The organism is Citrobacter sp. Cb004 (genome assembly GCF_030337065.1).
GTDB classification, from domain to species: domain Bacteria; phylum Pseudomonadota; class Gammaproteobacteria; order Enterobacterales; family Enterobacteriaceae; genus Citrobacter; species Citrobacter braakii.
Genome location: NZ_JAOWCH010000070.1, coordinates 326315 through 339789, shown reverse-complemented (window position 1 = coordinate 339789; position 13475 = coordinate 326315). Strand labels below are relative to the sequence as shown.

General features: G+C 50.5%; 12 protein-coding genes and 2 tRNA genes. 6 read left to right on the top strand and 8 right to left on the bottom strand.

Features of this window, described 5'->3' with window-relative positions:
* Positions 1 to 132 precede the first annotated feature (132 nt).
* A complete protein-coding gene (gene gltX / locus OGV65_RS23060; RefSeq protein WP_103766598.1) occupies positions 133 to 1548 on the top strand; it encodes a glutamate--tRNA ligase in 1416 nt (471 codons plus the stop codon).
* Between the two features lie 56 nt (positions 1549 to 1604).
* Here gltX and OGV65_RS23055 read toward each other — a convergent pair whose 3' ends face one another.
* Positions 1605 to 1997, bottom strand: coding sequence for a MerR family transcriptional regulator (locus OGV65_RS23055; protein WP_016153914.1), 393 nt, complete (start codon positions 1995 to 1997; stop codon positions 1605 to 1607).
* 1 nt (position 1998) lies between these two features.
* A complete protein-coding gene (locus OGV65_RS23050; protein WP_047499824.1) occupies positions 1999 to 2361 on the bottom strand; it encodes a YfeC-like transcriptional regulator in 363 nt (120 codons plus the stop codon).
* A gap of 221 nt (positions 2362 to 2582) precedes the next feature.
* Here OGV65_RS23050 and OGV65_RS23045 point away from each other — a divergent pair.
* Both OGV65_RS23045 and OGV65_RS23040 read left to right on the top strand, forming a co-directional pair.
* Positions 2583 to 2658 (top strand) — tRNA-Ala (locus OGV65_RS23045).
* Positions 2659 to 2700: 42 nt separating this feature from the next.
* A tRNA-Ala gene (locus tag OGV65_RS23040) sits at positions 2701 to 2776 on the top strand.
* Between the two features lie 153 nt (positions 2777 to 2929).
* On the opposite strand, the gene nupC is transcribed toward OGV65_RS23040, so the two are convergent.
* Positions 2930 to 4132: a nucleoside permease NupC gene (nupC, locus tag OGV65_RS23035; protein WP_016153912.1), complete on the bottom strand. Its 1203-nt coding sequence runs from the start codon at positions 4130 to 4132 to the stop codon at positions 2930 to 2932.
* Positions 4133 to 4405: 273 nt separating this feature from the next.
* On the opposite strand from nupC, the gene OGV65_RS25570 reads away from it, so the two are divergent.
* The 3 genes from OGV65_RS25570 (at position 4406) to OGV65_RS23025 (ending at position 7346) form a co-directional block, all read left to right on the top strand.
* Positions 4406 to 4480, top strand: a complete 75-nt coding sequence (locus tag OGV65_RS25570) for a hypothetical protein (RefSeq protein ID WP_422651152.1) — start codon at positions 4406 to 4408, stop codon at positions 4478 to 4480.
* Positions 4477 to 5715 carry an Nramp family divalent metal transporter gene (locus OGV65_RS23030; protein ID WP_016153911.1) on the top strand — a complete coding sequence of 413 codons (1239 nt, stop codon included), beginning with the start codon at positions 4477 to 4479 and terminating at the stop codon, positions 5713 to 5715. The genes OGV65_RS25570 and OGV65_RS23030 overlap by 4 nt, the downstream gene beginning before the upstream one ends.
* An 83-nt stretch (positions 5716 to 5798) precedes the next feature.
* Positions 5799 to 7346 carry a BglG family transcription antiterminator gene (locus tag OGV65_RS23025; RefSeq protein ID WP_286455489.1) on the top strand — a complete coding sequence of 516 codons (1548 nt, stop codon included), beginning with the start codon at positions 5799 to 5801 and terminating at the stop codon, positions 7344 to 7346.
* Here the strand turns inward: OGV65_RS23025 and OGV65_RS23020 are convergent.
* From OGV65_RS23020 to mgrA, 5 genes are all read right to left on the bottom strand, one after another.
* Positions 7339 to 8550: an N-acetylglucosamine-6-phosphate deacetylase gene (locus tag OGV65_RS23020; RefSeq protein WP_200046902.1), complete on the bottom strand. Its 1212-nt coding sequence runs from the start codon at positions 8548 to 8550 to the stop codon at positions 7339 to 7341. The two genes, OGV65_RS23025 and OGV65_RS23020, sit on opposite strands and share 8 nt — an antisense overlap.
* The gene (locus OGV65_RS23015) at positions 8543 to 9895 is read right to left on the bottom strand and encodes a class-II fumarase/aspartase family protein (protein ID WP_286455488.1); all 1353 of its coding nucleotides are present in this window, start codon (positions 9893 to 9895) and stop codon (positions 8543 to 8545) included. Before OGV65_RS23015 ends, OGV65_RS23020 begins: the two co-directional genes overlap by 8 nt.
* Before the next feature lie 16 nt (positions 9896 to 9911).
* Positions 9912 to 11471 (bottom strand): PTS transporter subunit EIIC, encoded by a 1560-nt coding sequence (locus OGV65_RS23010; RefSeq protein WP_016153907.1) that lies wholly within the window; start codon positions 11469 to 11471, stop codon positions 9912 to 9914.
* A gap of 402 nt (positions 11472 to 11873) precedes the next feature.
* On the bottom strand, positions 11874 to 12203 hold the full coding sequence (gene ypeC / locus OGV65_RS23005; RefSeq protein ID WP_016153906.1) for a DUF2502 domain-containing protein YpeC: 330 nt from the start codon (positions 12201 to 12203) through the stop codon (positions 11874 to 11876).
* A 128-nt stretch (positions 12204 to 12331) separates the two neighbouring features.
* Complete coding sequence (gene mgrA, locus OGV65_RS23000) at positions 12332 to 13330, bottom strand: L-glyceraldehyde 3-phosphate reductase (RefSeq protein ID WP_016153905.1); 999 nt, start codon at positions 13328 to 13330, stop codon at positions 12332 to 12334.
* Positions 13331 to 13475 lie beyond the last annotated feature (145 nt).

The following is a 13475-nucleotide window of genomic DNA, read 5'->3' as shown; positions in this document are numbered from 1 at the left end:
ACGAAAATGGCAAAGCGTAATGTTCCAACCTGAACAACATTGAGGAATCAGACCACGGTGATAGAATACGAGCCTGATAATCTTCCCTGGATTTGCCGGTTGTCGGCATCTTTATAAACGTAAGGCCATTTCATGAAAATCAAAACTCGCTTCGCGCCAAGCCCGACAGGCTACCTGCACGTCGGCGGTGCGCGTACTGCTCTTTATTCCTGGCTTTTTGCACGCAACCATGGCGGTGAGTTTGTGCTGCGTATTGAAGACACCGATCTCGAACGCTCCACTCCGGAAGCTATTGAAGCCATTATGGATGGCATGAACTGGCTGAATCTGGAATGGGATGAAGGCCCGTACTTCCAGACCAAACGTTTTGATCGCTACAACGCGGTGATTGATGAAATGCTGGAAGCAGGCACTGCATATAAATGCTACTGCTCTAAAGAGCGTCTGGACGCGCTGCGCGAAGAGCAGATGGCGAACGGTGAGAAGCCGCGTTACGACGGCCGCTGCCGCCACGGCCACGAGCATCACGTTGCTGATGAACCTTGCGTGGTTCGTTTTGCCAACCCGCAGGACGGTTCCGTTATTTTTGACGACCAGATCCGTGGGCCGATTGAATTCAGCAACCAGGAGCTGGATGATTTGATCATTCGCCGTACCGACGGTTCCCCGACCTACAACTTCTGCGTTGTTGTCGACGACTGGGATATGGAAATCACCCACGTTATTCGTGGTGAAGACCATATCAACAACACTCCGCGTCAGATCAATATCCTGAAAGCGCTGAACGCGCCGGTGCCAGTTTACGCACACGTATCAATGATCAATGGTGACGATGGTAAAAAACTCTCCAAACGTCACGGTGCGGTCAGCGTTATGCAATACCGCGACGACGGTTACCTGCCGGAAGCGCTGCTGAACTATCTGGTGCGTCTGGGTTGGTCCAGTGGCGATCAGGAAATTTTCACCCGTGAAGAGATGATCAAACTGTTCTCCCTCGGTGCGGTGAGCAAGTCTGCGAGTGCGTTTAACACTGAAAAACTGCAGTGGCTGAACCATCACTATATTAATGCGCTGGCGCCGGAATATGTAGCAACCCATCTGCAGTGGCACATTGAGCAGGAAAATATCGATACCCGCGTAGGCCCGCAGCTGTCAGAGCTGGTTAAACTGCTCGGTGAGCGCTGCAAAACGCTGAAAGAGATGGCGCAGAGCTGCCGCTACTTCTACGAAGACTTTGCCGAGTTCGACGCTGATGCAGCGAAGAAACACCTGCGTCCGGTTGCGCGTCAGCCGCTGGAAGTGGTTCGTGACAAGCTGGCTGCGATTAGCGAGTGGACGGCAGAAAACGTGCACCATGCGATTCAGGCAACGGCTGATGAGCTGGAAGTTGGTATGGGTAAAGTCGGGATGCCGCTGCGCGTAGCCGTTACCGGCGCGGGTCAGTCCCCGGCGCTAGACGTTACGGTGCATGCGATTGGTAAATCCCGCAGCATTGAGCGTATTAATAAAGCGCTGGCGTTTATTGCTGAGCGTGAAAGCCAGCAATAAGACTGATTGACCGATGAAACAACGGCAGGAGCGTATCCTGCCGTTTTTTTTGCCTGTTATTCAGACTCATCAATACCCAAACGAGTAAGAAAAGTGCGAATACCTTCGCGCGAAATATACATCGCCAGCTTTTCTTGTTCCGTTGGGGACATGTTGTCCAGTGCGCTAATTATCTGGCGACACGCGTGGCTGCGTACTACGTGGGTGTATTCTGCCAGCGGTTCTTCAGCCTGATAAACTTCAGGGACTTTGCGAAAAGCGGGAATATTGAGCAGAAACGCGCGGACGCTGGAGTCAATATGAATCAGTCTTGCACGACCACCTTTAACGCCGGGAAACTTTTCGGTAGTCCAGTTTTGTTCTCTGATCCAACGATTGACGGTTTGTTTGGCAACCCCGAGACATTCCGCCAGCTCTTCGGTCGTCATTTTGCTGCGTAATTTTTTCATATTATTTGTTTTCGCGGATCCCTAAACGCTGTAATAAACCCGTAATGCCTTCACGCAGGATCAGTGAGGTAAACATTTTCTGTTCTGTCGGCGTCATTTCTTTGGCGAGCCTAATCAGCAGCGCTTCAACAGAGGTATCGCCGGATATCGATAAGTTATCTGATAAACCTTCGGCTGAACGCTCAGCGCTGCGAATGTATTCACGAACTTGTTCGGTGACGTGAACCAGCCGGGCTTTACCGCCCTGAACGCCTGGTTTTGGTGATGTCGCCCAACCTTCTTTGCGTACCCATTTATTGATGGTCTGTCGGCTGTATCCGGTCAGATTAGCAAGTTCTTCTGGCGTCATCCGTTCCTTGAACATAACGATTCCCTGAATAGTCGTGGGGTTAATTAGTGGTTCATTTTATAGCACCATTTTAGTAGAAACCGTGACGCGTTTAACTACTGAATGCGAGTTGTTACGCAATGTTCTTCATTTGACTGCTTTTTCAGCGATTGAATTCTATGAGTTAATTTTGCCGTTGACACACGCGAAGGGAATTCATATGATGCCGCCCGTCAACTCGACAAGCTTTACGTAATGGGGCTATAGCTCAGCTGGGAGAGCGCTTGCATGGCATGCAAGAGGTCAGCGGTTCGATCCCGCTTAGCTCCACCAAATTTAATCCCAATGAATTTGGTACGTACGTAAAAGCATCGTGGGGCTATAGCTCAGCTGGGAGAGCGCTTGCATGGCATGCAAGAGGTCAGCGGTTCGATCCCGCTTAGCTCCACCAAAATTTAAACCCTCGCTGAAAAGCGGGGGTTTTTTGTTTCTGCATCCTGCCAGTTCTTACTCTTTATCTCTTCGGTTTGCTGAATCGCAGGCATAAAAAAACCGGGGAGAATATGAATCTCCCCGGTCTTATTACTGCGACGTTGTCTTACGCTTACAGCACCAGTGCGGCGATAGATGCGGACAGTACGCTCACCAGCGTAGAGCCGTACACCAGCTTCAGACCAAAGCGAGAAACCACGTTACCTTGCTCTTCGTTCAGGCCTTTAATCGCACCGGCGATAATACCGATGGAAGAGAAGTTAGCGAAGGAAACCAGGAACACGGACAGGATGCCTTCTGCGCGCGGGGAGAGCGTAGCGGCGATTTTCTGCAGATCCATCATCGCAACGAATTCGTTGGAAACCAGTTTAGTTGCCATGATACTGCCTACCTGCAGCGCTTCGCTGGACGGCACACCCATTACCCATGCAACCGGGTAGAAGATGTAACCCAGGATGCCCTGGAAGGAGATGCTGTAGCCAAACCAACCGGTCACGGTGGCGAACAGAGCGTTCAGGGCAGCGATCAGTGCGATGAAACCAATCAGCATCGCCGCAACGATAATTGCCACTTTGAAACCAGCCAGAATGTATTCACCCAGCATTTCGAAGAAACTCTGGCCTTCGTGCAGGTTAGACATCTGGATATTTTCTTCGCTGGCGTCAACGCGGTACGGGTTGATCAGCGACAGCACGATAAAGGTGCTGAACATGTTCAGAACCAGCGCCGCAACCACATACTTCGGTTCCAGCATGGTCATGTACGCGCCGACGATAGACATGGAAACAGTCGACATCGCCGTTGCTGCCATGGTGTACATACGGTTACGAGACATTTTGCCGAGAATATCTTTATAGGCGATAAAGTTCTCGGACTGACCCAGGATCAGAGAGCTGACGGCGTTGAAGGATTCCAGTTTGCCCATACCGTTTACTTTGGATAACAGGAAACCAATCGCGCGGATGATTACCGGCAGTACGCGGATATGCTGCAAAATACCGATCAGGGCGGAGATGAAGACGATCGGGCAAAGCACTTTCAGGAAGAAGAATGCCAGGCCTTTATCGTTCATGCTACCGAAGACAAAGTTTGTCCCTTCATTAGCAAACCCGAGCAGTTTCTCAAACATCTCGGAGAAGCCTCTCACGAAGCCCAGACCGACATCAGAGTTCAGGAAGAACCATGCCAGTAACACTTCGATAACAAGCAATTGAATAACATAACGAATGCGGATTTTTTTACGGTCACTGCTTACCAGCAGTGCGAGTACCGCAACCACGGCAAGGGCCAGGACAAAATGAAGAACGCGGTCCATATTTGCTCCAAATATGAGGCAGGTTTAGTTTTCGTGCACATTCTATGTAACAACCATAAAGAAAACGAGATCAAACACACACTATAATAAGGACCTGTGACGAGATTCAAAATTAGTGATCGGTGATACACTTCCGTTATGTTTAGTATGGAAGTGAAAAGTTATGTCATTGTGCTATTCTCATAACAATAATTAAACATCTCGCCGGTATTTCCAGAATCCTTATCGATCCATAGACAAACGCTATCAGAGAAATCAACGTCACCCATTAAAATGAATTTGATAATCATTCTCAGTAGGCGTAGCTTGAAATATAGCAAAGGCTATGTTTCTGAGGCACTAAAATGACTAACGATCGCGTTGAGAGTAGCAGTGGGCGGGCAGCGCGCAAGTTGAAGCTCGCATTAATGGGACCTGCGTTCATCGCGGCGATCGGCTATATCGATCCGGGTAACTTCGCCACCAATATCCAGGCAGGGGCCAGCTTTGGTTATCAATTGCTGTGGGTGGTGGTCTGGGCAAACCTGATGGCGATGTTGATTCAGGTGCTGTCGGCAAAACTCGGCATTGCTACGGGGAAAAACCTGGCGGAGCAAATTCGCGATCATTATCCTCGCCCGGTGGTGTGGTTCTACTGGGTGCAGGCAGAAATTATCGCTATGGCAACAGACCTTGCTGAATTTATTGGCGCTGCGATTGGCTTCAAACTGATCCTCGGCGTTTCCTTATTGCAAGGGGCCGTACTCACCGGTATCGCGACGTTCTTAATTCTGATGCTGCAGCGTCGCGGTCAAAAACCGCTGGAAAAGGTGATTGGCGGCCTGCTGCTGTTTGTGGCCGCGGCTTACATTGTGGAGCTGGTTTTTTCCCAACCGAACTTTGCGCAGCTTAGTAAGGGAATGGTGATCCCAAGCCTGCCTAATTCCGAAGCGGTGTTCCTGGCCGCTGGGGTACTCGGTGCGACTATCATGCCGCACGTCATTTATCTGCACTCTTCCTTAACTCAGCATTTGCACGGCGGAACACGCCAACAGCGCTATGCGGCCACTAAATGGGATGTGGCTATCGCCATGACGATTGCCGGATTTGTCAATCTGGCGATGATGGCGACGGCTGCCGCTGCATTTCATTTTAGCGGGCATACCGGTATTGCCGATCTCGATCAGGCGTATCTGACACTTGAACCGTTGTTGAGTCACGCTGCAGCGACGGTGTTTGGTTTAAGCCTGGTGGCTGCGGGACTCTCTTCTACCGTGGTCGGTACGCTGGCGGGGCAGGTGGTGATGCAAGGGTTTATCCGTTTTCACATTCCGCTATGGGTACGCCGTACCGTCACCATGATGCCATCATTTATTGTGATTCTGATGGGATTGGATCCGACCCGTATTCTGGTGATGAGTCAGGTGTTGCTCAGTTTTGGTATCGCGCTGGCGCTGGTGCCGCTGCTGATCTTCACCAGCGACAGTAAGCTGATGGGGGATCTGGTCAATCGTCGTTGCGTTAAACAGATTGGCTGGGTCATTGTGATACTGGTCGTGGCGCTCAATCTCTGGCTACTGGCAGGCACGGCGATGGGGCTATAATCAACCGTGACTCGCGACGGGTCACGGTTTTAATTGAGGTTTTCCTCTATTATGTGCCCTGCATAATTAACTGGCAGGCGTTCATGAATCACTTTGATCTCTCTTTCCTGAAATATCTCCAGGACAACAGTCCGCTCCCCGTTGAAGAGGCCGTCGAGCGTTTCGGTAAAACGCTCTCCACGCTAAAACGGACAATGAAAGAGCTCAATGAACTTCTGCCAGAAAATGTCCAGCTACATCAGGATAATCAGTTTATTACCACCCGGATTGGCTACAGCGAATACCGACAGTTTTTAGCGCGCGTCCAGTTTAATCGCTATATCACTACGGCAGAAGAGAGGGTGAAGGATCTCTTTGTGGCGCTCTGTTTGCACGATGTCGTGAATAAAAATGATTATTACAAAAAATTTTATGTCAGTGCGGGAACGGTAAAAAATGATAATCCCGTCATGATGAGCCTGGTGCAGGAACGCGATCTGATTGTGCAAAGTATCCCGCGTAAAGGATCCCGGCTTGCGGGGGATGAGTTCCAGCTGCGGCTGGCGGCGTGCATGACGATATTAAAAACGGTCGAAATTGGTGAGGATCACCGACTTATCGCCCACCAGGCCAATGAGCCGACAGGCCGTTCAATTGCCGAACAGTTTCTTCATGAGTGTGCAGCAGAGATAAACCAGGCGGCAGACTATTACGAAGATAAAATCAGTCCGGTCATCGCCCTAGGATATAACGGCAGAAAATACTTACTGGTCTATCTTAGCCTTGCCCTGCACCGTATCCGCAGGGGACACAGAATTACGGAGAGTTCGGCGGCTGAGTTTTTGACAACCTTTCCTTATGGCGTATTGCCTGATGCGGATGAAAATATCTGTCTGGATCTGCTGATTGCTTCACTGACGTTTACTCATCGCCCCTTCACATTATACGACGCCCGGCTGGTCTCTTACGTTAAGCGCACCTGTCACGCTTTAGCCGGATGTCTGGAGAACACCATTCACAATCAGCACGCCTGGTTTGCGGAGATTTATAATTTTATCTATGCCGCCATCATCCAGAATAAATTTCATCTCTGGTTCGATGATAAAAAGCTCCATGATGTCCAGCGACGCTATCCTGAGCTATGGGATCATGTCCAGTATGCGGTGAAGGAGATTGAACATCACTGGCAAACGACCTTTTCTGCTATTCACCTGGCAACGCTGGTGCTGATTATCAAAAAGTATGCGCTCAAAAATCGGGTTGTTGGCGATAAGAAAAAGCGGGTCATTATTGTGACGAACTCGTCAGAGAGTAAGGTCGGCTATTTTAAAGAGATGCTTTTCTCCCGCTTCCATATTGAAATCCCCGCCTGCATCAACATCAATGAGATTGCGCGGCTTCAGCAGCTCGAATTCGACCTGCTGATTACCTTTACAAACAAGATATCGAGTCATCTCCGCTTCGCCGGGCTGGATTATGTCAAAGTGAATTTCTGGCTCACGCAGGACGATCTCCTGTTATTACGCGAAAATGGACTTCCCTCCGCGCGCAAAAAAATACCTGCTGAGGAATTTATTCAGCAGGTTCAGGGAATGAGCCAGGAGGCGTTAAAAATTTTTCTTGATATGCATTACAGTGATATTTTTATTTAGCCAGAGGTTGCGAAACGCCGCGACACCAGACGGCTTCCAGGTTTAACTCTGCACCCAACACGAGAATATCGGCATCTTTTCCTGACGTCAGGCTGCCTTTTCTCGCGTCAACACCCGCCAGGATTGCCGGATTAAGGCAGGCAATCTGCGCGGCTGAAACCCAGCCTTTTTCCAGCCTGTCGACCACATTTTTCACGGAGTCCAGAAAGCTCATCTCCAGTTTGCACACTTCGGACCACTCCGTGGGTGAAACCGTTCGGGTCTTTCCGCTGTGGTCGGTGATTTCAAGACAATGATTGTGAATGCGAAACGTCTCCTGGCGCAGGTAATGGTGGAATTCAGATCCTTCGGGAAAATCCACATATCCCAGACAATCGCTGACCATGACCAACCGGCGATCTTTTTTCAACCGATAGAGAATGTCGAACACTTCTGGTCGCAACGTAATCCCGCTCTGCTTTGCCACCTCGGCATACGTATTCTGATGGTACATCAGCGCCCCCACCACGCCAGGCTCCCGGTGATGCAGCCCGCGCATGGCGCTAAAGGCATGGGTAAAGTGGGTTAAACCGGCTTCAATGGCGAGGGTGGTTTCATCAAAGGTGGCGTCGGTATGACCGGCTGACACGGTGACGCCTGACTGGCGTAAATAGCGGATTAGCGCCAGGGCGCCCGGCAGTTCGGGGGCGAGCGTCATCAGACGGATATTTCCCCTCGCGGCGTGCTGATAGCGTTTGAATCCTTCGATACCGGGTGGTTGAATCGCGTCCTTGCTCTGCATTCCGCTGTATGCAGGGTTAATAAAGGGGCCTTCCATATGAATACCCACCGCTTCGGCACCATCTTCCGCTTTTGCGTCTGCAATCCAGTCTGCGGCGGTGGAAAGACTCTCCAGCAAGAACGTTTCCGACTGGGTGGCTGATGTTGCAAGCCACGCGGTAACCCCGGCGTTAACCAGATCCCGGCTCATCGCCTGCAAAGAACGGCGTTCACCTCTCCAGGCAAACGACCCTCTCCCCCAGCCGTGAACGTGAATATCCACAAAACCGGGCATCAGCATGGCATGGCGATAATCGACGATTTTTCCTCGCGGTGTACTGTCGAGGCCAGAAATACGTCCGCTTTCAATATGCAGATAGCCGCTTTCGATTCCATTCGGGGTGACAATGCGTTCACTTGCCAGAGAAAGCAGGGGATCAGCCATTGTCTTTCTCCCATACGCGAGCGGCCGTTTCCTCGGCGATTTCTGCGCAAAGGCCGATGTAGTGAGCAGGATCCAGCAGCGTATTAATTTCTGAATCGCTAAAGTGCTGGCGAATAAGAGGGTCATCACGCAGCACATCAGCGTAGGGGATGCCTTCATGCGTGCTGCGCATTGCCAGTTGGTAGACGCGTTCATGTGCGGCATCTTTGCCCAGCCTTTCCACCAGCTGCATCATGACTTTTTCGCTATTAATAAGACCATGCGTTAACTGCACATTCTGGCGCATACGCCCAGGATTGATGACCAGCGTTCGCGTCAACTCTTCGGCTCGCATCACAATCTCAGCCATTAGCTCCATACTCTCCTGGATATTACCGTCAAAGATAAAGTAAGCGGAGCTGTCTGCTTCGAAGGGACGTGGGCTGACATACAGGCAGGAGGTCATTACTGAGTACAATTTCTGCGCGTTGGCGATGATCCCCTTCGCCAGTTTAGGATTCACTTTTTGCGGCATGGTGCTGCTGCCAACGGTGCCTTTAGTAAAGGCTTCTGAAACTTCGGCAAACTCTTCGCTTGAGGTCTGATAAACCTCTTCGGCTATTTTGTGTAACGTCGTCGCCAGCAGGCACAAATTACTGATGTATTCAGTGCGGTAAATGCGCGAGTTGCGGGAGGGAATCGCCATTGAATGCATTCCCAGCTTTTGGGCTACGCTATCCTGAACCCGGCGGCCGGTTTCACCGGTCGCGTGGAAGGCGCCCACGGCTCCCCCCATCATCACGGTAAAGACGCGTTTTTCCGCTTCCCGCATGCGCTGCTGGGCGCTCAGTAACTCATCAATCCACACGGCGGCTTTATAGCCCCAGGTGATGGGCAGCGCGTGCTTACCGTGGGTACGTCCGGCCATAATCGTTGCTTTATGGTCAGATGCCATCTTTGCCAGGTTACGCAGAATATCGTCCACAAAACCCTGCATGATGGTATCGAACTGCTTTGCCAGATAAAGCTGTGCGGTTTGCTGAATATTCTGCGTGGTGACGCCGTAATGCACGTATTTTCCGCTTTCACTGTCACAGGCTTTGACCAGTACTTTGATGACCGGAACGAAGCCGTGACCAATCTCGCGCAGCAGGCGTTCCATTTCCGTCAGGTCAATCTTATCCACGTGGCAGTTAGCGGTAATATTGACTGCGGCGCTGGCGGGGATCATGCCGTGTCCGGCCTGAGCCTGAGCCAGGGCGGCTTCAACATCGAGCCATGACTGTACACGCGCTGGCTGCGCGAGCAGAGATTTCATTCCTCGATCGTCGATCGTTTTGCTTTTTGAATCATACAGTGCACGCATTACTATCTCCTTGAATTTATTTCGCACCGACGAGGCGGTCGTCTACCGCGTTACGGACAAATTCTACGTGTGGGCCGAATACCACATGAACATGGTTGCTGGAGGGGATAAAGGTTCCCAGCGAGCCAGATTCTTTAAGAATGGCCATGTCCATTTTTTTCTGATCTTTCAAATCAATACGTAACCGTGAAACGCAGTTTTCAACCCGCTTGATATTGTCTGTCCCGCCCAGCCCCTGAATCACCAGTTCGGCGACTTTGTCGTACTCTTTATTGTTCAGTAAGGTGCTGTCAGCGATTTCACTCTCGCGGCCTGGGGTCTTAATATCAAATTTACCGATCGCAAAGCGGAAGACGAAATAGAAGACAACAAAGTTAATCACGCCGAGGATAATTAAATTAATCCATTGGGTGTGTTCATACATCAAACCGAAAATACCAAAATCAAAAATGGTGCCGCGAATATAGCCGATGGAGACTTCCAGTAATTGCAGTGGAATGGTCAATAAGCCACAGAGTACCGCATAGACAATAAAGAGTTTTGGCGCGATAAACAGGAAGGAGAACTCCAGCGGTTCGGTAATATTCCCCAGCATGGCGGTCAGCACCACGGTCAGGATCATCCCTTTGGCAAATTTCTTATTCTTGAAATAGGCCATGTGGTACATCGCCAGACCAATCGCCGGAACGCGGAACAGCGTCGTGAGCATTTGTGATGAGGCAAGATAGCTGGTGAGCGTCGGCATATACTCTTTCCAGGCCGGATGGGTGGGACCAAGCTCAAACAGGATTTTATTGATAGCGGGCAAAATACCGACATAGGTCTGCCCGTCAATCAGGTACGTACCGCCTGCCGCGGTGAAACGCACGGTGGAACTGAGAACGTGGTGCAGGCCAAACGGGATCAGCAGGCGATTGAGCGTCATATAGATACCTGCACCAATGTTGGGTGCCATCATTATTGTTGATATGGCGCGCATACCTGCGGTAAACAGATCCCAGATAAAAGGAATGATCAAGCCGACGGGAATGGAAAAAGCAATGGCTAAGATCGCGACGGATTTTTTACCGCTGAAAAAGGCGAAAGCGAGAGGTAATTGCAGCCGGTAAAAACGGTCGGTTATTTTAGCTGCCAGCAGCCCGGCAATAATACCGCCCAGCGCTTCGATTTTCAGCGTCTGAATACCTAATACCATTCCCTGTCCGACGAAAGCCATATCCTCTTTCGCCAGCGTACCCGCCAGCTTAAGATGCACATGCATGGCGATAAGCAGAGTCAGGTAAGCCACGACGGATGCAAATACAGCAATCCCTTTTTCTTTTTTAGACATACCGTAGGCGACACCCATCGCGAACAGTAAAGGAATATTATTAAAAACGACGCTGCTGATTAATCCCAGAGAAGAGAGAATCGCTCTGAAAATTTCATTGCCCAGAAAGGGGAGTTTATCAATCATATAGCTCTGCCCTAACGCAGCGCTAATTCCCATGACCATCCCCACAGGCGCCAGTACGGCGATCGGTAATAATAGCGATCGACCGAATGTCTGAATTTCATTCTTAAAATTAGCATTCATAAGTTAATCCTGACGTGAATTCTCTTGAGGATAAGATACGTTCAGGAGATTTTTGCTCAAGGGCAAATAGTGAAAAATAAAAAGCGCAGGATTTGACCATAAAAAAGCAGCCTGCAGGCTAATGCTGGTCACTTAAGGATTGATTAGCCGCAAAGGTATTTTTTATTAAAGCGAAACGGATTGAACTGAAAGTCAGCGTACTGAAGCGAACCGAAGGAAGACGACATAAGGCGAATGGATCACGAAGTGACGATTTTTCCTGCCGGAAGCCTGGGTGGCAAGGGAGACGGTGAGCCTCCCTTGCCCGTTACGGGAATGAGGGGTTCAGAGAAACAATGAATATACGGTGAACGGAACCCTTTGCCATTGTTAAAAATTCTCTGTTACCACAGGTTCCTTTTCTTAATGACGATGCCCGTGACCGCCGCGCCCACGACCGCGATGGTCGTCACGGTCATTCCAGCCTTCTCGGTAGCCGCGTTCATAAGCTTTGCGTTTATCCCAGCCACGATGGTAGCCGTTGTCATGACGCCACCAGCGGTTTTTGCGCCACTCATAGTTATGGTGCCAGTAATCCCGGTCGCGCCAGCGGCCGCCATCCCAGTAGTTACCGTAATTATCGCGATCGCCAATTTGCAATTTTATTGATGGCAGCAGGGTGATTTCGCCAGCGTTCGCGGCCAGCGGTGTAAAAGCCATTAAGACTGCCGCCAGAATCAGTGACCTGAACATGTTTTCTCTCCTTCACGATCGAGCCGTAGCCGGCCTGTTAACGTAATATTACGGGGCAGTAAAGCCCCGTTTCATCGCCACAACTCTTAAATCGCAAGTGAGAGCACTTTTTGTTAATAAATGTGTCTTTATTTCAACCGACTCAGAATGGCATCAATCTCCGCGCACTCTTCAGGCGTAAAGTGACGGTTTGCCAGCATGCCGACGGCATCTTCAATTTGCGCCGGTTTACTGGCGCCAATCAGCACAGACGTAACTTTGTCTTCCCGAAGAACCCACGCGAGCGCCATCTGAGACAGCTTTTGTCCCCGTCGCTCTGCCAGTGCGTTCAGCGCTCGAACTTTTTCCAGTTTTTGTGGGGTGATCTGGTCCGGATTCAGAAAACGGCTGGTGCTTGCGGCGCGAGAATCCGCAGGAATACCGTTCAGATAGCGGTCGGTTAACTGCCCGCCAGCCAGCGGTGAGAAGGCGATACTACCGACGCCTTTTTCCTGTAAAAGCGACAGCAGGCTCTCTTCGACCCAACGCTCAAACATAGAATATTTGGGCTGATGAATAAGGCATGGCGTACCTAAATCGTCCAGTATTTCAATCGCTTGCCTGGCAAGTTCAGCCGGATAGTTAGAGAGGCCTACGTACAGCGCTTTGCCCTGACGGACGATATGATCCAGCGCGCGCATGGTTTCTCTGAGCGGTGTTTCAGGGTCGGGGCGATGGTGGTAGAAGATATCGACATACTCCAGCCCCAGACGCTTCAAGCTTTGGTCGAGGCTGGCAATCAGGTATTTGCGTGAGCCCCAGTCCCCGTAAGGGCCTTCCCACATGGTGTAACCCGCTTTGGTGGAGATGATCAGCTCATCTCGCCACGGTAAAAAATCTTCCTGCAGGATGCGACCAAAATTTCGCTCCGCTGAACCCGGCGGTGGACCATAGTTATTCGCCAGATCAAAATGGGTGATCCCCAGATCGAATGCACGCTGTAACAGCGCCCGACTGTTCTCGACCTGCGTGGTATCACCAAAATTGTGCCACAACCCCAGTGATACAATCGGGAGCTTGAGGCCGCTCTGACCACAGCGGCGGTACTCCATTGTCTGATAACGATTTTCAGCAGCCTGATAAGCCATATAGCCTCCTGTCAGATAAGGTGTGACTTTGAGTGTATACGTTTACACAAGGCCAGCTGCAATTAAATTTAGGGATGAAAACTGTACATCTTGCTTTCCACCCCCTTCACAGCGACTTTCCTGGACAGTCATCACAGTTCTTCGA

Coding starts and splice junctions, on each gene's coding strand:
- mgrA (WP_016153905.1), bottom strand. CDS start 13,330: ATGGCTTATCAGGCTGCTGAAAATCGTTATCAGACAATGGAGTACCGC.
- OGV65_RS23050 (WP_047499824.1), bottom strand. CDS start 2,361: ATGTTCAAGGAACGGATGACGCCAGAAGAACTTGCTAATCTGACCGGA.
- OGV65_RS23025 (WP_286455489.1), top strand. CDS start 5,799: ATGAATCACTTTGATCTCTCTTTCCTGAAATATCTCCAGGACAACAGT.
- OGV65_RS23020 (WP_200046902.1), bottom strand. CDS start 8,550: ATGGCTGATCCCCTGCTTTCTCTGGCAAGTGAACGCATTGTCACCCCG.
- OGV65_RS23030 (WP_016153911.1), top strand. CDS start 4,477: ATGACTAACGATCGCGTTGAGAGTAGCAGTGGGCGGGCAGCGCGCAAG.
- nupC (WP_016153912.1), bottom strand. CDS start 4,132: ATGGACCGCGTTCTTCATTTTGTCCTGGCCCTTGCCGTGGTTGCGGTA.
- gltX (WP_103766598.1), top strand. CDS start 133: ATGAAAATCAAAACTCGCTTCGCGCCAAGCCCGACAGGCTACCTGCAC.
- OGV65_RS23015 (WP_286455488.1), bottom strand. CDS start 9,895: ATGCGTGCACTGTATGATTCAAAAAGCAAAACGATCGACGATCGAGGA.
- OGV65_RS23055 (WP_016153914.1), bottom strand. CDS start 1,997: ATGAAAAAATTACGCAGCAAAATGACGACCGAAGAGCTGGCGGAATGT.
- OGV65_RS23010 (WP_016153907.1), bottom strand. CDS start 11,471: ATGAATGCTAATTTTAAGAATGAAATTCAGACATTCGGTCGATCGCTA.
- ypeC (WP_016153906.1), bottom strand. CDS start 12,203: ATGTTCAGGTCACTGATTCTGGCGGCAGTCTTAATGGCTTTTACACCG.